This is a genomic window from Shewanella sp. KX20019, assembly GCF_016757755.1.
Taxonomy (GTDB): Bacteria; Pseudomonadota; Gammaproteobacteria; order Enterobacterales; family Shewanellaceae; genus Shewanella.
In genome coordinates this window covers 4,595,726-4,620,256 of the sequence record NZ_CP068437.1, presented here as the reverse complement: position 1 = coordinate 4,620,256, position 24,531 = coordinate 4,595,726, and the positions used below count along the sequence as shown (strand labels likewise).

The 24,531-nt window shown below is 45.0% G+C and carries 19 protein-coding genes and 1 pseudogene; 9 read left to right on the top strand and 11 right to left on the bottom strand.

Features of this window, described 5'->3' with window-relative positions; translation table 11 throughout:
* Positions 1-4: 4 nt before the first annotated feature.
* From JK628_RS20035 to prmA, 7 genes are all read right to left on the bottom strand, one after another.
* Positions 5-1,420, bottom strand: coding sequence for an aldehyde dehydrogenase family protein (locus tag JK628_RS20035; RefSeq protein ID WP_202286674.1), 1,416 nt, complete (start codon positions 1,418-1,420; stop codon positions 5-7).
* Positions 1,421-1,514: 94 nt separating this feature from the next.
* Complete coding sequence (locus JK628_RS20030) at positions 1,515-2,882, bottom strand: glutamine synthetase family protein (RefSeq protein ID WP_202286673.1); 1,368 nt, start codon at positions 2,880-2,882, stop codon at positions 1,515-1,517.
* A gap of 191 nt (positions 2,883-3,073) precedes the next feature.
* Positions 3,074-4,534 (bottom strand): ethanolamine permease, encoded by a 1,461-nt coding sequence (gene eat, locus JK628_RS20025; protein WP_202286672.1) that lies wholly within the window; start codon positions 4,532-4,534, stop codon positions 3,074-3,076.
* A 199-nt stretch (positions 4,535-4,733) separates the two neighbouring features.
* Positions 4,734-5,708 (bottom strand): LysR family transcriptional regulator, encoded by a 975-nt coding sequence (locus JK628_RS20020; RefSeq protein WP_202286671.1) that lies wholly within the window; start codon positions 5,706-5,708, stop codon positions 4,734-4,736.
* A gap of 321 nt (positions 5,709-6,029) precedes the next feature.
* Positions 6,030-6,335: a DNA-binding transcriptional regulator Fis gene (gene fis, locus JK628_RS20015; RefSeq protein WP_012153658.1), complete on the bottom strand. Its 306-nt coding sequence runs from the start codon at positions 6,333-6,335 to the stop codon at positions 6,030-6,032.
* Positions 6,336-6,352: 17 nt separating this feature from the next.
* A complete protein-coding gene (dusB, locus tag JK628_RS20010; RefSeq protein WP_202286670.1) occupies positions 6,353-7,321 on the bottom strand; it encodes a tRNA dihydrouridine synthase DusB in 969 nt (322 codons plus the stop codon).
* 151 nt (positions 7,322-7,472) lie between these two features.
* A complete protein-coding gene (prmA, locus tag JK628_RS20005) occupies positions 7,473-8,354 on the bottom strand; it encodes a 50S ribosomal protein L11 methyltransferase (protein WP_202286669.1) in 882 nt (293 codons plus the stop codon).
* Between the two features lie 370 nt (positions 8,355-8,724).
* On the opposite strand from prmA, the gene JK628_RS20000 reads away from it, so the two are divergent.
* The 6 genes and pseudogenes from JK628_RS20000 (at position 8,725) to JK628_RS23490 (ending at position 14,653) form a co-directional block, all read left to right on the top strand.
* Entirely contained in the window at positions 8,725-9,429 is a 705-nt protein-coding gene (locus JK628_RS20000; protein WP_202286668.1) for a fumarate reductase cytochrome b subunit, read from the top strand.
* 150 nt (positions 9,430-9,579) lie between these two features.
* Entirely contained in the window at positions 9,580-10,254 is a 675-nt protein-coding gene (locus JK628_RS19995) for a fumarate reductase cytochrome b subunit (protein WP_202286667.1), read from the top strand.
* A gap of 114 nt (positions 10,255-10,368) precedes the next feature.
* A complete protein-coding gene (locus JK628_RS19990; protein ID WP_202286666.1) occupies positions 10,369-12,366 on the top strand; it encodes a fumarate reductase flavoprotein subunit in 1,998 nt (665 codons plus the stop codon).
* Positions 12,363-13,106 (top strand): fumarate reductase iron-sulfur subunit, encoded by a 744-nt coding sequence (locus JK628_RS19985; protein WP_202286665.1) that lies wholly within the window; start codon positions 12,363-12,365, stop codon positions 13,104-13,106. The genes JK628_RS19990 and JK628_RS19985 overlap by 4 nt, the downstream gene beginning before the upstream one ends.
* A gap of 149 nt (positions 13,107-13,255) precedes the next feature.
* Positions 13,256-14,137: pseudogene (locus JK628_RS23370) on the top strand (LysR family transcriptional regulator); the annotation flags it as partial.
* Complete coding sequence (locus JK628_RS23490) at positions 14,114-14,653, top strand: GNAT family N-acetyltransferase (RefSeq protein ID WP_337249451.1); 540 nt, start codon at positions 14,114-14,116, stop codon at positions 14,651-14,653. The pseudogene JK628_RS23370 and the gene JK628_RS23490, both read left to right, overlap by 24 nt.
* Before the next feature lie 101 nt (positions 14,654-14,754).
* Here the strand turns inward: JK628_RS23490 and rho are convergent, their stop codons facing one another.
* Both rho and trxA read right to left on the bottom strand, forming a co-directional pair.
* Positions 14,755-16,020, bottom strand: a complete 1,266-nt coding sequence (gene rho, locus JK628_RS19975) for a transcription termination factor Rho (protein WP_202286663.1) — start codon at positions 16,018-16,020, stop codon at positions 14,755-14,757.
* Positions 16,021-16,253: 233 nt separating this feature from the next.
* On the bottom strand, positions 16,254-16,580 hold the full coding sequence (trxA, locus tag JK628_RS19970; RefSeq protein WP_202286662.1) for a thioredoxin TrxA: 327 nt from the start codon (positions 16,578-16,580) through the stop codon (positions 16,254-16,256).
* Positions 16,581-16,986: 406 nt separating this feature from the next.
* Here trxA and rhlB point away from each other — a divergent pair, with 406 nt between their 5' ends.
* The 3 genes from rhlB (at position 16,987) to JK628_RS19955 (ending at position 22,611) form a co-directional block, all read left to right on the top strand.
* Positions 16,987-18,300 (top strand): ATP-dependent RNA helicase RhlB, encoded by a 1,314-nt coding sequence (gene rhlB, locus JK628_RS19965; protein ID WP_202286661.1) that lies wholly within the window; start codon positions 16,987-16,989, stop codon positions 18,298-18,300.
* Positions 18,301-18,315: 15 nt separating this feature from the next.
* The gene (locus tag JK628_RS19960) at positions 18,316-19,230 is read left to right on the top strand and encodes a Ppx/GppA phosphatase family protein (protein ID WP_202286660.1); all 915 of its coding nucleotides are present in this window, start codon (positions 18,316-18,318) and stop codon (positions 19,228-19,230) included.
* Positions 19,231-19,605: 375 nt separating this feature from the next.
* Complete coding sequence (locus tag JK628_RS19955; protein WP_202286659.1) at positions 19,606-22,611, top strand: TonB-dependent receptor domain-containing protein; 3,006 nt, start codon at positions 19,606-19,608, stop codon at positions 22,609-22,611.
* Between the two features lie 74 nt (positions 22,612-22,685).
* Here the strand turns inward: JK628_RS19955 and JK628_RS19950 are convergent, their stop codons facing one another.
* Positions 22,686-23,225 carry a thioredoxin family protein gene (locus JK628_RS19950; protein WP_202286658.1) on the bottom strand — a complete coding sequence of 180 codons (540 nt, stop codon included), beginning with the start codon at positions 23,223-23,225 and terminating at the stop codon, positions 22,686-22,688.
* Between the two features lie 283 nt (positions 23,226-23,508).
* A complete protein-coding gene (hemB, locus tag JK628_RS19945; protein ID WP_202286657.1) occupies positions 23,509-24,519 on the bottom strand; it encodes a porphobilinogen synthase in 1,011 nt (336 codons plus the stop codon).
* Positions 24,520-24,531: the final 12 nt, after the last annotated feature.

Sequence of the window (24,531 nt, the reverse complement as noted above, 5' to 3'; positions counted from 1 at the left end):
TGAGTTAAGGATGTTTAATATGAAATGACTTAGGGCGAGTTAGCTGTTCAAATCCTAATTGAGATAAGGTGCAGCCCCGTCCAGATTGCTTGACCCCTGTCCAGGCTAACGCAGGATCTAAGTAATCACAGCGATTGAGGAAAAAAGTCCCCGTTTGCAATTGCTCGCCTAATGCAATGCCTTGGTCGATATCTTGGGTGAAAATGCTGGCCGTTAAGCCAAAATCACTGTCGTTCATCAAGGTAATTGCTTGCTCATCTGCTGAGACTTTCATTATTCCGACCACGGGACCAAATGATTCTTGTGTCATCACACTCATTGAGTGATCCACTTGGGTGAGGATTTGAGGGGCAAGATAGGGCGTGCCTTGTTGACTCAAGGGAAATAGCGTTTCGTCTATATGCGCTATGGCACCTTTAGCAATCGCATCAGCTATCTGTTGCCGGACAAAATCTGCAGCTGAGGTGCGCACCATAGGGCCTAGTGTGGTGGTTGGATCATCAGCCCGTCCCAGCTGGTATTGTTTGGTTAAGGACACGGCCTTACTGACAAATTCATCAAAAATACTGTGATGAACATAGATGCGCTCGATACCGCAGCAAGATTGGCCTGAATTGAAAAAGGCACCGTCGACTAAGGTTGCAACAGCGCTGTCTATATCAGCATCCTCGCGCACATAGGCGGGATCTTTGCCACCAAGCTCTAGACCGACACCAATAAAGCGGCCACTAGCGGCTTTCTCTACCATTTCGCCACCATAAACCGAGCCAGTAAAGGCGACATAATCGATTTGCTCGTTGGCAATAAGCTTGGCGGTATTATCGTGACTCATATGCAGATATTGAAAAACGCCTGCCGGTAATCCTGCATCTGTAAATGCTTGGTATAAGCGTTCTGCACATAAGGGGGTTTGCGCTGAGTGTTTGAGGATCACGCAATTTCCCGCCAATAAAGCCGGGATAATGGCATTTATCGCGGTCAAAAAAGGATAGTTCCACGGGGCGATGACTACAACAACACCTAAGGATTCACGTTTTATATAACGAGTAAATCCAGGCTTATCTTCAATATTAATATCCGCTAAGGCTTGCTCACATACGTTGGCCATATAGTCGCTACGCTCGGCAACGCCGGCAAGCTCTCCTTCGCCGTAACGTATCGGGCGGCCCATCATCCAGCTTAGCTCTTTGGCTATATCATCTTTATGACTCAATAGTTGCTCAATGGCTTTTTGACACAAGGCTTTACGCTGCGCTAGCGGGGTCTGTTTCCAACTGTTATTGGAACCATTATAGGCCGCAACTGCTTGCTCAACATAGGCCAATACTTGATGCTCATTGGCGAGCTGACGGCTAACAAACACACTGCCATCTATTGGAGATACGGTGTCTTGCGTCTCTATTTTTGGTGGTAATTGCATAAATAACTCAACTCCAATGCTTTGAATTTCACTTTCAACTGCACTTTCAATCTCAACTCGCTATGACTGCATCATATAAAGTCGATTTGTGGGCCTAAATAATCTCGAAATAACGCTCCATCTCCCAATCAGTCACGTGCTTTCTAAACTCACGTTCTTCCCATTCGCGACTAATAGCGTAATGTTCGACAAAGGTTTCACCAAAGCAGCTTTTGGCCGCTGTTGATTGCTTGAACCGCTGCGCCGCATCCCACAATGTGGCGGGCAGTGCGAGTGAAGCGTCATGAGTTTGCTCATAAGCGTTGCCTTTGACTTGTGCTTTTGGTTCTAGCTCGTGCTCTATGCCATAAAGGCCGCTGGCAAGCGCTGCTGCAAGTGCAAGGTAAGGGTTGGCGTCGGCAGCTCCCAATCGATATTCAACGCGCTGAGATGATGCCGAACCGGGAATAACCCGCAGAGCGGTCGTTCTATTTTCTACCCCCCAAGTAGCATCAGTGGGGGCCCAAAAGCCGGGGATCATACGGGAGTAACTGTTAATGGTGGGGGCTATCATACAAAGAAACTCCGGCATTAACGCCTGTTGACCTGCCAAAAAGTGTCGCTGTATTTTGCTCATGCAGTGAGTCTGGCTGGGGTCATAAAATGCAGAAGTGCCATCTTTGTTTTGTAGTGATAGGTGAATATGGCCGCTTTGCCCTGGATAATCACCGGACCACTTCGCCATAAAAGTCGCCATCAAGTCGCGTTTCTGCGCCAACACTTTCATAAAGGTCTTAAACAGTGCGCCTTTATCGGCGGCGGACTCTGCACAATCAACAGCAATCGCTGCTTCAATGACTCCTGGACCCGTTTCTGAATGGATCCCTTCAATCGGAAAATCCATGGTCTCAGACATCGACAAAATGTCCTGATAAAGGTCAGAGTGTACTGAGTTACGGATCATCGAGTAGCCGAACCAGTCTGGGGTAATCGTCTCCAGATTGCGGAAGTTCTTTTCGCGGATAGATTGTGGCGTCTCTTTAAATAGAAAAAACTCATACTCCAATGCCGCAAATGGATTAAAGCCCATGCTCTGCGCTTTCTCTATTACCCGTCTTAGTGTTCCCCGTGGGCAAACTGCTTCTGCTTCTTCGGCAAACTCAGCGATAAACAGCAGCATTCCCTCTTCACCAACAACATCACGGCAGGTGTGGGGTAATATTCTCACTGGCGCATCGGGGTAGCCTGTGTGCCAACCGGTATATTTGGCATTGTCGTACAGCTGATCTTTAACATCCCAACCCAGTACCACATCGCAAAAGGCAAAGCCTTTTTCTAAGGAGGCGACAAACTTAGCCTTAGACATATATTTGCCGCGCATCACCCCATCATTATCGAATAGACCGACCTTAATATGGGACAAACCCCGTTCTTCGATGATGGCAATGGCATCGGCAATGCTGTTAACTTGTCTCGCTTGCATATTCGCGCTTCCTTATTAACTTCTCTTGATAAGATGAACTTGGCTTAGCGCTACTGTTCATCGTCAGACATCATATTTCAGTTATTATATTTTTAATCTTAGTCGCTAAATTTATTGATAATATTGGCGGACAAATTTAAATGACTCACCATCAGCCTTTTCCGGCTTCCGTCGGAATAACAAGATAGACACTAATTCAGCTCTGACTCAGCAGAGGCGATCATGTCAAACTCCTCCTCAGGTGCCGAAGCCACTAATCGATGGCGACTATAGAGCACAAAGTAAGTCACCATGATTAGATAAAAGAGTGCAGACCACATGGCAGCTTGCAGGCTGACGACAAAGGTTGATGCTAGTGCAACAAGTGAGAGTATTAACGCAATAGATGAGGTAAAAATACCGCCAGGGGTTTTGTATGGACGCTCCAAACTGGGTTCTTTTTTACGCAGTAAAATATGCGATAAACTCATCATAGCGTAGGAGATTGTTGCGCCAAACACCGCCATGGTGATCATCAAGTCTCCTTCACCCGTTAGCGACAACAGAAAGCCTAATACGCCGGGAACGATTAACGCCCATACGGGCACTTTACGTTTTCCTGAAAGCGACAAAAAGCGCGGTAGATAACCGGCGCGAGATAGAGCAAATACCTGACGAGAGTAAGCGTAAATAATCGAGAAGAAACTCGCTATTAAGCCAAATAGGCCGACTAGATTAACAAATTTGGCGGCAAGTGAATCCAGACCGTAAACAGACTGCAGTGCCCCCACTAAAGGAGCACCATGGGTTTTCATCGCTTCGGCGCCAGCGCCTCCAGGAACCAAAAGAAGCACTGCTGCAGCAAATACAATTAAGACCAGCATAGAGGCAATAATCCCCTTAGGCATATCTTTCGCTGGGTTTTTCGCTTCTTCTGCGGCCAGTGGCACACCTTCTACGGCAAGGAACAGCCACATTGCAAATGGCAGTGCTGCCCAGATCCCCATATAACCTTCAGGTAGGAAACTGCTGGACCCCGCGACATCGGGGTTAGCAGCAATATCAAATAGATTGGCTGAATCAAAATGTGGCACCATACCGACCATAAAGACGCCAATGGCAATCACGGCAAGCAAGGTGATCCCCATCATTATCCTCAGAGCCTCGCCAGCGCCCCAGAGGTGTAAACCAACAAACACCACATAGAAAGCGGCGTAAACAATCGGTCCATCAATACCGACTAGCTCATTGACATAACCGCCAATAAAGATCGCGATAGCAGCTGGTGCAATGGCGTATTCAAGTAAAATTGCGGTACCCGTGAGAAATCCGCCCCAGGGCCCCATAGTGCGCCTAGCAAAGCTGTACCCACCGCCGGCAGTTGGTAGTGAAGATGACATCTCCGCTAAACTGAGAACGAGGCAGATATACATTAAGCCCATCACCATAGTGGCGATAAGCATGCCGCCAAATCCACCGAGCTCAAGGCCGAAGTTCCATCCTGCAAAATCGCCTGAAATCACATATGAGATCCCTAGACTGGCGAGTAGTATCCAGCCTGCAACTCCTTTTTTGAGTTGACGTTGGCTCATGTATTCATCGGAAACGGCTTTATACTCGATGCTTTTATTTTTTGTTTTAGGTGCATGTTGTAGCTTTGATTCTTGTGACATGACACTTCCCTTTATCTTGGTTTGCGAAATGGCCCGGATAATTCGCTATGAATTAATACCTTGACCGAACCTAATAGCCTCCTGGCTAAACGACAACAACAATCATTTGTACTAACGCTGTAGTATTAATATTTTTAATACTATGAAAATAACTACTCCCGATTTTTAGTTTTTTGAAGCAGAAAGCCAATGCCGTTGGCTATCCAATATCGATGGCTGATACCAGCCAAGGCAGATCTTTTTCAAGTTCCGGCAGAAAGCTCTGGGACATGATTTGGCAACTGTCGGCAGCCATCTGCTCAGCAAGCTCGCTCAATTCATGCCTGCGTGTTACCAAGGTCAATCGTCTATTAAAACCATCGTCAGCGGGCAATGGTTGACAGCTTACTTGTTCTAACGGGATCCCACTCTGATACAGGCATAACGGTGTTGTAATCGTCCAGCCTAGACCAGAGGCCACCATAGAAAGGACTGCAAAGGTGTTATCTAGCTGTAATCTCATGGCTGGCTCAATTCCAACGCGTCTTAAATATCTCTCGATGCTGGTACCAATGAGAGAGTCATTGGTATAGCGCACAAAGTCGAGCCTTTGCAGCAAACGTTCAATGTCAGAAATCGAGTGTAACTTCCCATGTTCCCAGCCAAAATTTAGCGGAGCGACTAACACAAAAGGCTCACTCAATATTGGGTAGCGGCACAGGTCATCACAGTCTTCGAGTGCATCATCTGAAATAATAATATCGACTTGACGCGAAACCAGTGCATCTGCATGCATATGGGAGCGACCAGTTGTTAGGCTCCAGTTTTCGGTGCGCTTCTTTACCACCTCAATCAGCGGCTTGCCTAAGGAAGTTGCCAAAGAATCAACCATAGCAATACGGACTAAATGGAGTTGTTCGAATGTGCCTTGGGTAAATACTTTTTGGGTTTGCTCTGCTTGGGATAGAAGATGGCTAGACTGGTCGAAGAAATACCGCCCAGCTATCGTGAGACCTAACGGCCGCATGCTGCGATCTAATAACTCTATCTTCAAGTTGTTTTCCAACATAGACAAGGTTTGAGATACTGAAGATTGGGTAAGCCCTAAACGCTTGGCTGTTTCAGTCATACTGCCGGTTTGAGCTGCAATTACAAATACCTGTAAGCTTTTCAAGTCAAAATCAAATGTGCGCAATGACGTCCCTATTTAGCTCTGCAAAATGATAGATAGAACAAAAATATGGCATGAATATCACTCGGTTAGAAGCTTTTTTGAGCACAATGAGTAATTGAGTGTCTTCGAAGTGAGTTATTGCTAGCGACTAATTTGCGCATCGCTAATAAATAGTAGCAAGGTGATACATGAAATATTTTTGGGGAAACAATAGAGGGGTTGTTGATTATTTTAATTGAGTGCAGCTAGACAACGGGGGTACATATGAGGGGGCATACAAACAAAAACGGGCTTTCCATTGCTGGAAAGCCCGTTTCAATACAACAGTTTAAGACGTGAGCCTTAGTTCATGCCGTATTTTTTCAATTTTTTACGCAAAGTACCACGGTTGATACCTAGCATGTTTGCAGCACGAGTCTGGTTACCGCGAGTGTGTTGCATGATGATGTCTAATAGAGGTGCTTCAACTTCGCTTAACACCATTTCATAGACTTCTTCTGCTTCTTGCCCGTCCATTTGAGCGAAAAAGTTTGTTACTGCACGTTTTACGGCATCGCGTAATAGCTGTGGCTTAATTGCGCCACTTGCGGTTTCAATTTTGCCAACAGTCAGTGGGTGAACTTCAGTGTGAGTTGTTTGATCAAACATTCGTATTCTGCTCTTTATTAATTTGCTGCAAATTCATCAAAATAGTGTTCCACCATGGAACATTGTTCTTCAACGGTCACGAGCTGATTAAACTCAGCTCGAAAAGCGCGTTGTGATTCTTGGTTTAGATACCATCCAACGTGCTTTCTTGCGAAACGAATGCCCTTATAATCACCATACAATGAGTACAGCATTTTAAGGTGTTCAAGCATCAATTGACGCTTTTCATCCGTCTCAACGGGCGCTAGCTTATTACCTGTCTCCAGATAATGTTGGATCTCCCTAAATATCCAAGGCCGTCCTTGAGCGCCCCGTCCTATCATCAAAGCATCCACACCAGTATAATCCAGCACAAAACGCGCTTTCTCTGGCGTTAAAATATCTCCGTTTGCGACAACAGGTATCGAGATCTGTTTTTTAATTGCTTTAATCGTGTCGTACTCGGCTTCGCCTTTATACATGCACTGCCGCGTTCTACCGTGAACGGCTAACGAAGCAATGCCACAATCTTCCGCAATCTGGGCGATATGAACACCATTCCTGTGCTCTGGAACCCAACCCGTTCGAATTTTTAGCGTAACTGGTACATCAACTGCTGCTACTACGGCTTTTAGAATCTCTTCTACTAGCTGTGGATCTTGCAGCAAGGCTGAGCCTGCTAGCTTCTTATTCACTTTCTTTGCTGGACAGCCCATATTGATATCAATGATCTGAGCGCCTTGCTGTACATTCACAGCGGCGGCATTCGCCATTAACTCAGGGTCTGAACCTGCTATTTGAACCGAACGTATCCCGTCTTCACCTGCGTGTGTCATGCGCAAGCGGCTTTTATCTGTGTCCCAAACATCAGGATTTGATGAAAGCATCTCAGAAACCGCCATGGCTGCGCCATAACGAATACAAAGATTTCTAAAAGGCTGGTCCGTGACACCTGCCATTGGGGCCACGATCAGCTGATTTTTCAGTCGATAGGGTCCAATCTGCATTTATCAAATCACCTTGCTCGTCAAAGGGGCGCTATAGTACGCCTTTTTCAAGCCTGTGGAAAGGTCAATAAATGACCTGAGGGCAACTTTTTTGCTTGACTTTTGTGAGGTGCGAAGTCTGTCGCGGCGCAGAGTGCGCCGCGTATTACCGCTATTTGCGTATCCCTGTCAAGCGACTCCAGTCGTCTTTGTGAGCAGGCTCGTCCATGTTGAACCATTGGCTATAAAATGCTGAAACTTCTTCAGCTTGCTCTTTTAGCAGGCCAGAAAGAGCAAGTTGGCCGCCAGATTTAACTTTTTCGGCAATTAGTGGCGCTAATTCACGTAGTGGGCCAGCAAGTATGTTGGCGACTAAGATGTCAGCTTTTAGATCTGTTGGTTGGTCTTCTGGCAGATACAGTGAAAGTCGATCTTGTACACCATTGCGTTCTGCATTGGCTTTAGACGCGTCAATCGCTTGGTAATCGATATCGATGCCTGTTACACGCTCTGCACCTAGTTTGAGTGCAGCGACAGCAAGAATGCCTGAACCACAACCAAAGTCGATGACCTCTTTATTGCGGTAGTCGAGCCCATCTAGCCACTCTAAACACAGCGCCGTCGTTGGGTGGGTACCTGTACCGAAGGCAAGTCCGGGATCGAGTATCACGTTGACTGCAGTAGGATCGGGGATCTCTCGCCAGCTTGGGCAGATCCATAATCTGTCGCCAAATTTTATTGGGTGGAAGTTATCCATCCATTCGCGTTCCCAATCTTTGTCTTCAACTTGCTCTATCTTGTGGCCGAAGTTTTCACCTAGATAAGGCAGCAGCTTCAGACGCTCAACTACAGGAGCTAGATCGTGGTCTGCCTCAAATAGTGCAATGATCACCGTGTGATTCCACAGTGGTGTCTCACCTAAAGTCGGTTCATAGATTGGGGTGTCTTTACCGTCTTCGAAGGTAATAGAGATTGACCCTTCTTCCATCAGCTGATCGCTAAGCGTGTCTGCGTGTGGACCGTCGGTATCAATTCTTAGTTGGATCCAAGGCATGAGAATTCTCGTTTGCTAGATATATCGGCGTATTGTATACCCATCTACCTGAAGATGCAGAACCCTATGGTAATTAATCACTGTTTCATCCACGCAATTAGAGACTTATCACTAACTCATTGCCGCTTTTCTCTAGCAAACCTTCGCTAGCTTGTTCTGTTTGAAATGTTGATTCAAGTTGCTGAAAATATTTGGTTAAAAGGTATTACCACCGTTCTTAATTAGATGCTTTGTTTGTGATCTAACTCTAATAGCTACCCAAAAAAGAGTGAGCAAGGTCACGATTGAAAATGCTACTGCAACGAGGTGATTAACAACTTGCTAGAGTGTAAATCCCACGACTATGCACAAGATAAACAAGATAACTACCATGTTAGCATCCTACGTAAGCACAACCGGACACCCCGCATCAGCTAAAGCGGATAAAATACAAAGCATCACCGGGGTATTGATGGGCTGCTTTCTGTTAGCGCATCTGCATTTTGAATCTAGCATCTTGCTGGGGAAAGAGGCATTTTATACGGTAGTGCAATTTCTTGAAGGGGGCATGTTTAGTTCAACCGGACATGGCTTCCCGATTGTTACTAAGGTTTTTTCAGTATTTATGTTGCTAGTGGTGATGGCGCATGCAGCAGTGGCATTACGTCGTTTTCCTGCTCAACTAGGACAGTGGCGCGCTCTTAGACGCCATATGTCGGTGATTAACCATAAAGACAGCCACGCATGGTTCTGGCAGTTGGTGACCGGTTTTGTATTGTTCTTCCTGGTGCCAGTCCATCTCTTTACTATGATAGCTAACCCTGAAATTGGTCCTCACCTTTCGGCCGACAGAGTTTACAACCAAAATGCGTGGTTGTTATACGCCCTACTGCTACCTGCCGTGGTGATCCACGCGATGATAGGGCTCTACCGCGTCGCGGTTAAGTGGGGTTTAACCACTAAACGTGCGGGACTGCGTAAGCTGGCTAAAGGCTTGATCATCTATCTCATCGTTATTGGCCTTCTTAGTTTGATTTCATACTTAATCATTGGCAGCGATTTGAGCTTACCCGTTGAAGCTTTTCGACCAAGTTAAAAGCTGTTTCTATTCCCTTAATAGATAAATTAGCTGCAGCTGGATTAATCACTTTTTTGTTGATCTATCTCACTGTTGAAAAGTTATTTGTGAGCGACATTGGTATCAATGTCGTTAAGCGAAAAATCAACAACATGAATAGGGAAGCGAATGAGAATAATAAAAAATCGCGAAAAACTAAGTGGCTGGCTTGATATCAGCCAAAGTGCAAGTGGTGTCGTGCTGGCCGTGTTTCTGTGGACGCATCTGTTATTAGTGGCATCGATATTATTGGGTGAACAGGCGATGACATGGGTCGCCAAAACCATGGAACTGAGTTTTTTATCGGCTGACGGCCATGGGTACCCTTGGGTTGTGACGGTCATAGCAGTGATTATTGCTGCGATCGTTTTGGTTCATGTACTGGTTGCGGCGCACAAAATGCCGCTCAACCTTCGTCAGCAAAAGGCGCTGCAGCAGCAACTCAATATTGTTAACCACGGCGATACTCGTCTGTGGGTCTGGCAGGCTGTCACTGGAGTGTTGATCTTATTAATGCTGCCAGTACATTTGTGGCTCATTGGATCTGCACCGGAAACGATAGGCCCTCATGGCAGCGCCGATAGAATTTGGCAACAGGGCGTATTGCTGCTGTATTTGCCGTTACTGTTTTGTGTTGAGCTACATGCGGCGATAGGTGTCTATCGAGTTGCCGTTAAGTGGGGCGCAGTTAGAGATCTCAATAGCCGTAGCAGACTGAAAAAGATTAAGAGTATTGTTAGCGCCATTTTTATCGTGGTGGGCATTGCTTCACTGCTGGCGTTCTTGCCTTACGCAAATGTTTAGTAGAAAAACGGATTAGCACAATACTTAACAATCGAAGCTCAGCCATCAAAGCTGAGTAAAAAAAATTGTACGTTATAACCATAAACTGACTCTGCACCCGCTTAAGGAGCACGTGTGAAACTGATATATACCGATTCGTTAGTGATCGGCGCCGGACTTGCTGGATTACGAGTAGCTATCGCGTCTAAAGAGCGTGGGCTAGATACTGTTGTGTTGTCACTTATCCCAGCCAAACGGTCCCATTCGGCGGCAGCGCAAGGTGGCATGCAAGCAAGTCTGGGCAATACCGTCAAAGGTATGGGAGATGATGAAGATGTGCATTTCCAGGATACGGTAAAAGGATCGGATTGGGGTTGCGATCAAGATGTGGCACGTATGTTCGCCCATTGTGCACCCAAAGCGGTACGTGAGCTAGCGAACTGGGGCGTTCCTTGGACCCGTGTAACTAAAGGACCACGGCAAGTTGTGGTTAACGCTGAGAAGGTCACCATTGAGGAAGCGGAAGCGGCGCACGGCTTGATTAATGCCCGTGACTTTGGTGGAACTAAGAAATGGCGTACCTGCTATACCGCAGATGGTACAGGCCACTCGTTATTATACGCTGTCGATAACAAAGCGATATCGATGGATATACCGGTGCACGAGCGTATGGAAGCGCTATCGCTTATCCATGATGGTGAGCGCTGCCATGGCGTGGTTGCCCGCTGTTTAGTGACCGGTGAGCTACGTGCTTACGTTGCTAAGTCAACCACAATTGCCACTGGTGGTTACGGCCGAATTTATGAAGTATCTACCAATGCCATTATCTGTGAAGGAATTGGTCAAGCACTTGCGTTAGAAACCGGCGTCGCCAAGCTGGGTAACATGGAAGCGGTACAGTTCCACCCAACCGCCATCGTGCCGGTTGGGATCTTAACAACAGAGGGTTGTCGTGGTGATGGCGGCCTATTGCGAGATAAAGATGGTCACCGCTTTATGCCAGATTATGAGCCTGAAAAGAAAGAGCTGGCATCCCGTGATGTGGTCTCACGCCGTATGACCGAACATATGCGCAAGGGTAAGGGGGTAGATAGTCCTTATGGGCCGCACCTGTGGCTTGATATTACTCTGCTTGGTCGAAAGCATGTAGAAACTAACCTGCGTGAGGTCAAGGAGATCTGTGAGAACTTTTTAGGCATAGATCCCGCTAAAGATTGGATCCCAGTACGGCCAACTCAGCATTACTCTATGGGTGGTATCCGCACCGATTCAACAGGGCAGAACCCGCAGTTAAAGGGTCTATTTAGTGTAGGTGAGGCTGCTTGTTGGGATATGCACGGTTTTAACCGACTCGGTGGTAATTCGCTTGCTGAAACCGTTGTTGGCGGCATGATAATTGGTAAGTACGTTGCTGATTTCTGCCAGCTGAACACCTTAGAGATTGATACTGGTTTGGTTGAGTCCTTTGTCGGTAAAGTGCAAAGCGAAATTGATGAACTCGTTGACGGTGACGGCACTGAAAGCCCATTTGAGTTGAAAAAGCAGATGCAACGGATCATGATGGATTACGTGGGCATTTTCCGTAACGGCCCTGAGCTTGAAAAAGCGGTTAATGAACTACAAGAGTTGCTTAAGCGCGCTAATGCGTTAGGGCTTAAATGTAAAAAGCGCCATGCTAATCCAGAGCTTGTAGAAGCACTACGGGTTAAACGTATGCTGAAAGTGGCACTAACGGTTGCTGCTGGCGCGGCAGCACGTACTGAGAGCCGCGGTGCACACGCTCGTGAAGATTTTCCGCAGCGTAACGATAAAGACTGGCTAAACCGCACTTTGGCGAGCTGGCCAAATGCAGAAGCGCTATTGCCAACGCTGGAATATGAACAGCTTGATGTGATGAAGATGGAGCTACCACCAGGCTATCGTGGTTACGGAATTGACAATGCGATAGCGCATCCCGATACCGAAAAACGCGAGCAGCAGATCACTGCAGTGTTGAGTCAACTAGGTGATGATGCTGACCGGCACGAAAGACAAAATGCGCTAATGCCTTTCGAGGTTCCAGAGGCGTTAACACCTAAGAATGAACGTTTGAGTGAAATGTTACAACAGCAAGTTGCAGGAGAGGCCAAATGAGCCAACAAGCCACAAAAGGCCGCATGTTAACCTTTAATATATTCCGCTATGATCCACAAGAGCCGGGCGACAAGCCGAAAATGGTGAAGTACCAGCTCGAAGAAACACCGGGTATGACGGTATTTATAGCGCTTAACCGTTTGCGTGAAGAACAAGATACCTCGCTGCAGTTTGACTTTGTTTGTCGAGCAGGGATCTGCGGTAGCTGTGCGGTGGTGATCAATGGTTTTCCAACGCTGGCTTGCCGTACGCTAACCAGTAAATATCCTAAAGGCGATATTATGTTGATGCCGCTACCAGGCTTTGAACTGATTGGTGACCTGTCGGTTAATACTGGTAAGTTTATGCGTGAGTTAGCGGAACGCTTGAAGCTGTGGCTACATCCAATTAGTGATGACATTGACGTGCATCGCCTAGAAGCGCCGATGGACCCAGCAGAAGCCGCTAAATTGTATGAGCTAGAACGTTGTGTCGAGTGTGGTGTTTGTGTATCTGCCTGTGCTACAGCGCAGATGCGAGACACTTTTGTTGGCGCGGTAGGCATGATGAAACTAGCACGCTTTGAGCTTGATAGCCGAGATGGTCGTGAGCTTGAAGATTTTTACCATGTGATTGGTAATCAAGATGGTGTCTTTGGCTGTATGACTCTGTTGGGTTGCCAAGATAACTGCCCAAAGGATCTGCCGCATATGCAGCAGATTGCTTATCTTAGGCGTAAGATGGCCATCACTTTGGTTTAGCCATAAAATAGAAGCGAGTACCACGCCTATCCATCCATGGGGCGTGGCATAAATATTCCAGACATAAAAAGCCTGCATATGCAGGTTTTTTTGTTTGCTATGGTTGTAGAATGGCAAGCTATAAACTCATTTAGCGGGGAAGGCTTAGTATGCAGCTTAACGATTTAACCCTTTTTGTGAGAGTTGCTGATTGTGGCAGCTTAACGGGTGCAGCAGTGGAGCTGGATATCTCTTCGGCGGTGGCAAGTGCAGGGCTTAAAAGGTTAGAGAAGGAGCTAGGTACCACCCTATTTATTCGCAGTACTCGAAGCCTAAGATTAACGGATGCAGGTGAGCGGTATTTGATCCATTGTCGTTCGGCATTAGCCGATCTTGATATGGGACAACGAGCAATAAACTCAAGCTTGACGCAGATCTCCGGCACTGTGAGTCTGGCCGTGCCCTCTGATGTTGGTCGTAATGTCGTACTGCCTTGGCTGGATGAGTTTCTCACTGAGTATCCTGAGCTTAATCTAAGGCTGCACATTGGTGATAATTTGTCGGACTTTTATCGAGACAAAATTGATGTTGCTTTGCGATCAGGCAAGCCAAAAGATTCATCGCTGGTGGCCTTTAAAATCTGTGACGCTAAGCGAGTGCTGTGTGCCTCACCTGAGTACATTGAGCGTATGGGGATGGTTAATTCCTTAGAGCAGTTGCAGCAACATAATTGCTTGTTTTTTATGTTAGACGAACGTACCCATGATCAATGGTTTTTCAGTAAAGATGGTCAGCAATATAAAGTAAGAGTGACCTCTAACCGCACCTGTAATGATGCTGATATAGCACGCCGTTGGGCGGTAGCGGGTCAGGGGGTTGTGTTTAAGTCTTGGCTTGATTTAACTGATGACATTGAAGCTGGGCGACTCATTCCGATGCTAACAGACTATGTGGGTGAAGAGGCTGACCTCTATCTTGTTTGTCCTGGTCGCGAGCATGTAACCCCAGTGGTATTGCTACTGAGAGACATGTTAAGGACGCGCTCAAAAGCGTGGATGGCGCGGACAAATAATAGATTGATTAAAGATATTCCAAACAGGCAACCAATGAAGAAAGTGAGACAAGCTAACAGCAGCGATTCAGACACGATTAAGATATTAGCGAAGGAGACAATAGACAAGTGTTACCGCTCCTTCTTAGGTGATGACGGCGTTGACTGGTTTATCAATGGTGGTGGTTCCGACAGGGAGGTTAACGAGCACTTAGAAAACACCATGGTGCTTGAGGTTGAAGGCAAAATACAAGGCTACTGCGCAGCAGAAGAGGGCTTTATCCATAGTTTAATGATAACTCCTCAGTTGCAACGAACGGGTTTGGGCGGGTACTTATTGGCACAAGTTGAGGCTATGCAACAAACAGAAGGTTATGAGCATCTGCGGTTAGAAACGTTTAAAGGTAATGACCAAGCGCTTAATTTCTATCAGAAACAGGGCTGGTCGATTGCGACGGAAGAGCACGATGAATCATTTGGGTTTGTCAGAGTTTGTATGCGTAAAATACTGAATTGATTTTAAAGATAAGTTAGCAGCCCTTAAATAACAGACATAAAAAAACCGCATAAATGCGGTTTTTTTGCATCTGATGACACTAGAGCTAGCTCTTAGTAGATTTAGGTCTTAGCGCGTTTCATTGCTGTGAAAAACTCATCGTTGGTTTTGGTCATAGCCAATTTATCGATAAGGAACTCCATGCCAGTGACTTCATCCATAGGGTTCAAGATTTTACGCAAGATCCACATTTTTTGAAGTTCATCTGGTGTCGTTAGTTTTTCTTCGCGACGAGTACCAGAACGGTTGAAATCAATCGCTGGGAATACACGTTTTTCAGCGGCTTTACGAGAAAGGTGTAACTCTTGGTTACCAGTACCTTTAAACTCTTCGTAAATAACTTCGTCCATCTTAGAGCCAGTATCAACCAACGCAGTAGCGATAATGGTTAAGCTACCGCCATGTTCGATGTTACGCGCAGCACCAAAGAAGCGCTTAGGACGGTGTAGTGCGTTAGCATCAACACCACCGGTAAGAACTTTACCAGATGATGGGATAACAGTGTTGTACGCTCGAGCAAGACGAGTGATTGAGTCAAGTAAGATAACAACATCTTTCTTATGCTCTACAAGACGCTTAGCTTTTTCAATAACCATCTCTGCCACTTGTACGTGACGGCTAGCTGGCTCATCGAAAGTAGAAGCAATCACTTCACCTTTCACCATGCGCTGCATTTCGGTGACTTCTTCAGGACGTTCGTCGATGAGTAGCACCATTAACACAACATCTGGGTTGTTGTATGCAATGCTTTGCGCCATGTTTTGCAGTAATAGTGTTTTACCCGCTTTTGGCGGAGCAACAATCAAGCCACGTTGACCTTTACCGATAGGAGAACATAGATCCAAAATACGTGAAGTGATGTCTTCAGTAGAACCATTACCACGTTCCATACGCATACGTTCTTCTGCATGCAGTGGTGTTAGGTTTTCAAAAAGGATCTTGTTGCGAGAGTTTTCAGGTCTGTCGAAGTTAACTTCGGTAACTTTAAGCAGAGCAAAATAACGTTCGCCCTCTTTTGGCGGACGGATTTTACCAAAAATGGTATCACCAGTACGCATATTAAAGCGACGGATTTGGCTAGGTGAGATATAAATATCATCAGGACCCGCTAAGTACGACCCATCAGAGCTACGTAGGAAACCAAAACCATCCTGCAAAATCTCTAATACACCACCACCGAAAATATCTTCACCGCTTTTGGCGTGGGCCTTTAGGATCGAGAAAATGATGTCCTGCTTGCGAGCGCGGGCCATATTTTCTAGCTTCATGTCTTGGGCTAGTTGTACTAAATCTGAAATCGGTGTGTCTTTTAATTCTGATAAATTCATCTTGGGGGGTCTTGTTTTCACGTGACTATGCCATCTTAGATCAATGGGTATGAAGCTTATTGAATATCGATCGGATAGCGGGAAGTGTGTTAGTTAGAATCTCTTTGGTTATTAAAGTAGCACTAACAAGGCAGGGCGTCTAGAAATTTAGTTAAACCCGACACATTTTCTTGTTGAAGCTGTGTCGGGAGTCACTCTATCTCACTTTAGTGGGGGATTTCACCTCTAAAGTCTTACAGTTGTCCGTCAATAAACTCTCTAAGCTGAGTTTTTGAAAGTGCGCCTACTTTGGTCGCTGCTAACTCACCCGCTTTGAATAAAAGCAGAGTTGGGATGCCGCGAACACCATACTTAGCGGGTGACACGTTGTTTTGGTCAACATTTAACTTAGCAACAGTGATCTTGCCTGCATACTCATCTGCTACGTCATCTAAGATTGGAGCAATCATTTTACAAGGACCACACCACTCAGCCCAAAAATCAACCAGAACTGGTAGTTCAGAGTTAATTACGTCATTCTCGAAGCTATCGTCGCTTAAGTATACAATCTTGTCGCTCATGTTGTTCTCCAGTTTGGTTGCCATTGCTGGTTTGTTAATGGCTTAACCTGTATATTGGGCCGGTAAAATAGCTTTTCAAGCTATTAAGTTAATCATTTATTAAAGACGCCACTTGAAGTGATCGTAAAACGCTTTAGACAAGTCGGTGAATTATAGGCATAGTGAGCCTAAGTCGACGACGACTAACGCCTAAAAGCGTATTTAGTTCGCCTTAAGAGAACGTTTAATACACGCTAAAATTTCAAGCATCATAATGAAAAGAGGGAATAGTGATTCCGTCACCGATGCTAATAATACCGTGAAAACCGTTTCTCTGAGTGAGCACCAATTTTCAGCGATAACAATTCTACCGTTATTTCAAACGATCGAGTTTCTTATTGCAACCTTTTACAGGTAAACCTGCGCTATGAGCGATACACATTTATCTACAAAAAAGTTTGCCGACTTCCCGCTACAAAAAGAAGTTCAACAAGCACTTAACGAAGTGGGCTTTGAGTTTTGCACGCCTATTCAAGCGTTATCATTGCCAATATTATTAGAGAAAAAAGATATAGCAGGACAAGCACAAACGGGTACAGGTAAGACTCTGGCCTTTTTAGTTGCCACGTTTAACCATCTATTGACTCAACCAGTTCCTGCTGAGCGTCAAATCAGTCAGCCACGAGCCATCATTATGGCGCCTACACGTGAGCTTGCGATTCAAATTGCTAAAGATGCCAACTTGCTGGCTAAACATACCGGACTAAAAGTCGGTATTGTTTATGGCGGGGAAGGTTATGATGCGCAGCGTAAAGTGCTCGATAAGGGTGTTGATATCCTCATTGGTACCACGGGTCGTATCATCGATTATGTTCGCCAAGGTGTTATTAACGTCAGTGCGATTCAAGCGGTAGTACTTGATGAAGCGGATCGTATGTTCGACTTAGGCTTCATTAAAGATATTCGTTTCTTGTTTAGACGTATGCCTGATGCCAAGTCACGCTTAAACATGTTGTTTTCAGCGACGCTTTCAATGAAAGTGCAAGAGCTGGCTTATGATCATATGAATGAGCCTGTTAAAGTTGAAATTGCACCTGATGAGAAAACCTCGAAAAATATTAAAGAGGAGATCTTCTATCCATCAATGGCAGAGAAGATGCCACTGCTACTATCACTGCTTGAAGAAGATTGGCCTGAGAAGGCGATTGTTTTTTCAAACACTAAACATAGCTGTGAAAAAGTGTGGTCATGGCTTGAAGGTGATGGACACCGTGTCGGTCTGCTGACAGGTGACGTGCCACAGAAAAAGCGTTTACGTATTCTAGAGCAGTTCACTAACGGTGAAATTGATATTTTGGTCGCGACAGACGTTGCTGCCCGTGGTTTGCATATCGCTGATGTGTCACACGTCTATAACTATGATCTACCGGATGACTGTGAAGATTATGTGCACCGTATTGGTCGTACTGGTCGAGCTGGTAAAAGTGGCGTGTCAGTTAGCTTTGCGTGTGAAGAGTATGCATTGAATCTGCCGGCAATTGAGACCTACATTCAGCATTCAATTCCAGTAACGTCATACGATAGTGAAGCATTACTTGATGATATTCCTGCGCCAAAGCGTATTCATCGTAAGCCAAGCAGTCATTCGCGTAATTCACGTGACCGCAATGGATCTCGTCCACAAGGCGGACATCGCAGCAACGCGCCACGTCGCCACGACAAGACTCGTAGACACTCGTAAGAGAGATAGCGGTAAATGACGGCACAGCTTTATGCAGCGATTACGTTAGGCTCAAATAGTTTTAATATGTTGGTGGCGAAGACTATTGATAAGCAGCCAACAATTATTGCTAAATACAAGCGTAAAGTAAGGCTAGCGGAAGGTATTGAGGCTGACGGTTCTTTGAACCTGTCTGCAATGACGCGGGGTATCGATTGCCTCGCGATGTTCGCTGATATGCTCCAAAAAGAGGGGGTATCAGCGGATAATGTAGAGGTAATCGCCACTGCTACTTTAAGAAAAATCAGCAATTCTGATGATTTTTGCCAGCAAGCCATCAAAGTATTACCTCATCCCATCGGTATTATTTCCGGTATAGAAGAAGCTGAATTAATCTATCAAGGCATGGCTGCGACTACATCAGGCTCTGGGCAACGCTTGGTGATCGATATCGGCGGTGCCAGTACAGAATTTATCATTGGCAATGGTAATAAAGTGCTGTTTAAAACCAGTCTGCCTATGGGCTGCGTCACTTTTAATAACCGTTTCTTTGACCAATTCCCTTTTAAATCGACTGATTTTGATCATGCGAGACGGAATGTTGAAAGTATACTGGGTGATTATCAGCAAGAGCTGAGCAGTTTAGGTTGGCAGAGTGTTGTGGGTGCTTCAGGCAGTGTACAGTCTGTTGTTGAGCTACTCTGCGCACGAGGAGAGTCCACCGTTATCACCCTTGATGTTTTACAAAGATTAAAGCAAGAAACGCTCATGCAAAACTCAGCATCAATGCTAGAGATTAATGGCCTAAAGCCAGAACGAGCCCCCACTTTCGCCGCCGGCGTAGCCATTTTACTGGCACTTTTTGAGCTACTTAATATTGAAACGTTACATCTTTCTGGTGGCGCGTTACGTGAAGGACTGCTGCATCAACTAGCTCGCCGCAGCAGTTAAATCTCCCGCCCCCAAAAAAAAGTAATATTCAAGTTGTAACCATCTCTTTGAAGCGTCACTGTAATCCATATAACTTTATATTGTATGCTATTCCTAACTGTTCTTAGCTATACTTGCTGCTTTTTAACACGTAAATGATGGTTTTATAGACTCACCTCGCAAGTTTCTCTCGAACTATTCACTGAAAGCAATCCCTTTATATCGGCATTAATTCCGAACATAAAATCTACAGAATAAAATAAATTGTATACAGTATGTATATGATGTTAATGTGCTGTTGCGAGTTTTAACAAGCTCAATTGTTGGTAAACAACACTGAAAAAATAAAGAAAATTTGCACAATAACTATAGATAGAATTAAAGGGAAATTTGGTTATGAACGGAAATAACGCTATAAAGCGATTTGCGCCGAGAAAAACATTAGCAGCGATTGCTGTTGGATCAGTTTTAATGATGAGTGCTCCAGCTGCAATTGCGGCTGACTCAAGTGTTGTAAAAGGACAGGTGTCATCTAGTAAAGGGATGTCTCTATCTAATGCAACCATCACACTAAAGCATCAATCTAAAGGTTTAGTGTATACCGTAGAGACTGATGCAAAAGGTAATTATTTTTTACGTAATATTCCAGTGGGAATGTACGATGTAAGTATTACTAAAAACGGTTTTACGTCTAACAAAGAAAGTGGCGTTCGAGTCAGTGTTGGTCAGCCAGTTATTCTAGATGGTGAGTTATTTGCTGAGGGCATTAGTGATGTAGAGCGCATTCAAGTTACAGGCTCCATGATCCGTCGTATTGATACTTCCTCTTCAACCTCGGGAGTTACATTTGGGCAAGATGAATTAGATCTAATGCCGGTTGACACAGGCTTTGAGAATATTGCATTACTTGCTCCAGGGACTGCAGCAGCAGGTGGGTCAAACTTCAAAGGTGCTTCAAGTTTTGGTGGTTCATCATCAGCAGAAAATGCGTACTACTTAAATGGCTTGAATGTAACTGAGATCCGTACTGGTTTAGGTTCATTACGACTTCCGTGGGAAGCAATCGCTGAAACACAGGTTAAAACAGGCGCTATTAGTCCTGATTTTGGTGGTGCGATTGGTGGTATTGTTAACGCAGTGTCTAAGTCCGGTGATAATGAATTTCATTTTGGCGTTGAAGGTCGTTGGGATCCTAGCGCTCTTAACGAAACTCATGACACCATTTATCAAGCTAACGGTGTTCCGGATACTGTGAACTATAATTATAATGAGCGAGATGAGTATGATTATAAAAAAGCTAAGATATGGGTCAGTGGCGCCATTATTGAGGATGAGCTGTTCTATTACGGTTTGTATGAACCTAGTAGAGAGGATGAAAGCTGGGCTTCGCAAAAGACTTATAGTGAAAAAGAGCGTAAGTCAGACCGTTGGTTTGCCAAGCTTGATTGGTATATGACAGAAAACCATTCGATTGGTTTTATGGCGATGAATAACAAACGAACTTGGGATATTGAGCGTTACGAATATAATTGGGAAACCGATGATGTTGGTGATAGAAAAGGTCTAACGGTGCCTGGTGAAGACGGTGGCGCTCTATACAGTATTAATTATAACGGCTACATAACTGATAATTTTGCAGTTTCTGCAGTAGTAGGGCAGGTAAAAGAAGATGTAGAAAGCCTTGTTGCTTCAACGGATCCTTCAGTGGTCGATAAACGGGGTGGTGGTTCCATAACATTAAGTAATCATACTGACGCGACCCTTGTTGAGCAGCATTATACGCGTGATCAGGCTCGTATTGATTTCACTTGGGACTTGGATGAGCACGCGATAAGCTTTGGTGTTGATTATAGTAATATTTCGGTCGATTTTTTCGAAGACCAAAATGGTCTTGGTGAAGCTCGGGGTTGGTGGAGTGTTAGTACTGCGGGAGAAAATTCAATCTCAGGTGCGCCAGAAGGGACTGATTATATCGAGCGCCGTCGTCGTTCGACTTTCTCGAATCAAGACTCATCTGTTGAGCAGTTAGCTTACTATATCAATGATTCATGGCAGGCGACCGATAACTTAGTCATTAATGCTGGTGTTAGGATTAATAGCTTTAAAAATACCGTATCAGATGGGCGTGCATATGTTGATTTTGACAATGAAATCGCACCGCGCCTACAGGCTATCTATGATATCCACGGTGATGGGACATCAAAAGTTTTTGCAACTTATGGTCGATACTTTCAGCCAGTTTCTGTCAACATGAACATTAAGCAGGGCGGCTCTCAAAAAGAAGATTTTGAGTATTACGCTTTGAATGAACTCGATGTTAATGGGCACCCAGTAATAACAGCTGATGGTTCACCGAGCCGTGGTGATACATTCAGAGAGACCCGCGTGCGACAAGTCGGTATCACCGATCCTGGATTGATTGCATCAGCAAACCTTAAGCCGATGTACTCAGATGAATTTACAGTCGGCTACCAACAAGAAGTATTTGAAACTATGTCTGCGGGTGCGCGCGTGATTTGGCGTGACCTAGGTCGTGGTACTGAAGATACTGATATGGATCCAATATTACAGAAAAAACTTAAAGAGATGGACATTGAAGATAATGTAGGTCAAAGCAGCTACTATGTCCTACATAACCCTGGATCTGATACTACATTGTCTTATGATTTTGACGGTGATGGTCAAGTCGACAATATTGTACTGACAGCAGAAGAGTTAGCGCTAAAATCAATGCAGCGTCACTATTTGGCACTTGAATTAACGCTTGATGGAAATGTAACTGATGATCTGCGAATTAATTCCTCTTATACTTTCTCTCACAACTGGGGAAATACTGAAGGACTAGTTAAAACTGATAATAATCAGGCTGATCCAGGTTGGACTACCTCGTATGATTATGGTGATTTAATGGACCATAGTTATGGAGACTTACCAAACGATCACACTCACGTATTTAAGTTGAATGGCGCTTATAGCATTACTGAAGATTTGATTCTTGGTTTTGTAGGTAGCATTAGTTCTGGTCGTCCACAAAATGCTTTCGGTAGACACCCTGAAGGTGTAGACAGCTGTACTGCTGGAAATCCTTGGGACGATTGCGTGAGTAAATGGTATGGTGCTGAGAGTTTCTATGATGAAAATGGTAACCCTACGCCACGTGGCTCACAGGGTAACCTTCCTTGGGTAACGAACTTAGACCTTTCATTAACTTATTTAGCTGAAATATTTGATAATCAGTTTAGTGTAAAAGCAACTGTTTATAATGTATTTAACTCAGATACGGCAACTAATATTAATGAAGAACGCACGCAATATAATGGTGATTTCAACCCAGACTATGGGCTAACAACTGATAGACAAGATGCACGTTTTGTCTCTTTTGTTGCTCGTTATGAGTTTTAATTACAAAAAGACTAGTAGTATATAAAGTTAAAGGCCGCTGATATTTAGCGGCCTTTTCATGCTAAGTGTAAAAATTATGAAGCTTTTAAAATAGCCGCTAAATTTTTCTCTAACGTCACTGCTGGCTTTTCGATAATACGACCAATCTCAGCGCCTTTTTGTTCAACAATAATCGTTGGAATACGTGAGAACTCATAGTTTTTTGCAAGCCCTTGCGGATCTTCTTTCGCTCTATCAACACCAATGTATTTAACCGTAATCAGCGGGTTATTCACCTGCTCAATGATGCGAATTAATCGCGGCGTTTCACGATGGCAATCAGGGCACCAGGTACCAATAATTACGGTGATTTCAGTCGGCTCTGTTACGGCTTGTAACTGCGCGATTGTTGCTTGGTCAGCTTTATAGTCAGTATATTCTTGACTGAACCAATCAAGCACGTTGAGTTGTTCGGTGGTTACGCTACCGGTTAAGATCACTTCTTGTTTCTCCTCAGTACAAGTGGCCATAAAGCCCTCTTGTTGTCCTTCGAATGCACAGCCGCCACTAGCCACGCTCTGGCTGCTAAAAAATAATACTGTGGTGGCAAGCAATGCTTTAACGTTATTGTGCATGATTATACCTCGAGCAAGAAGAAATGAATTCGGCTTTATTCAATCATGTCTTAACTACGGGGTGAAGCATGCTCTAGAAGGACTGTTATAGCGATCACGGCATGATTGTTGATTTAGTGGCAGGGTTCACACAATAGCCACTTAGCTCAATGAAATGAGTCGGCGCATTGAACTTTATTTGCAAAGGAGGCGGAGGGGGGGGATTTTTTCTATTGAGAAAAAATGCCACTCAAATGAGTGGCACTCTTGTATCTATATCCATCCTACACATAGGTATAAACGGCTATTTCTCTTCTTTTAACCACTGGGCTGCGCGCTTGGCAAAGTATGTTAGCACGCCATCTGCACCGGCACGTTTAAAGCAAAGTAGAGACTCCATCACGATTGCTTTTTCCGCCAGCCAGCCATTTTGTATAGCGGCCATATGCATCGCATATTCACCACTCACTTGGTAGGCAAAAGTGGGCACTGCTAGTTCGGTCTTAACGCGGCGGACGATATCAAGGTATGGCATACCAGGTTTGACCATCACCATGTCGGCGCCTTCTTGAATATCAAGGGCAACTTCATGCAGTGCTTCATCACTGTTAGCAGGATCCATTTGGTAGCTGTGCTTATTGCCACCTTTAAGGTTACCAGCGGAACCGACAGCATCACGGAAAGGTCCGTAGTAGCTCGATGAATACTTAGCTGAATATGCCATGATCTGAGTGTTGACATGACCAGCTGCTTCAAGCGCTTCGCGAATGGCACCGATACGACCGTCCATCATATCTGATGGGGCAACAATATCAGCTCCCGCTTCAGCATGAGACAGTGCCTGCTTCACCAAAATGTCGGTGGTGATGTCATTCATGATATAGCCAGTGTCATCAATGATGCCGTCTTGACCATGAGTGGTAAACGGGTCAAGGGCGACGTCGGTCATAACACCTAATTGTGGGAAAGCTTCTTTTAAGGCGCGAACGGCACGTTGAGCTAACGCATCGGCATTATAGGCTTCCTCTGCCATCAGAGTTTTCTTCTCTGAAGGCGTCACTGGAAATAGTGCAATAAGTGGGATCCCAAGCTCAACTAATTCAGCCGCTTCTTTAAGCAGCAGATCAATAGAGAGGCGTTCTACACCAGGCATTGAGGCTACTTGTTCAGTGCGATTGTTTCCTTCTAGCACAAACATCGGATAAATTAAGTCATTTACCGAGAGCTGGTTTTCAGACATGAGACGGCGGCTAAACTCATGTTTACGCATACGACGCATTCTACGCTGTGGGTAGGCACTAGTTATAATATTCACATTCGACTCCAG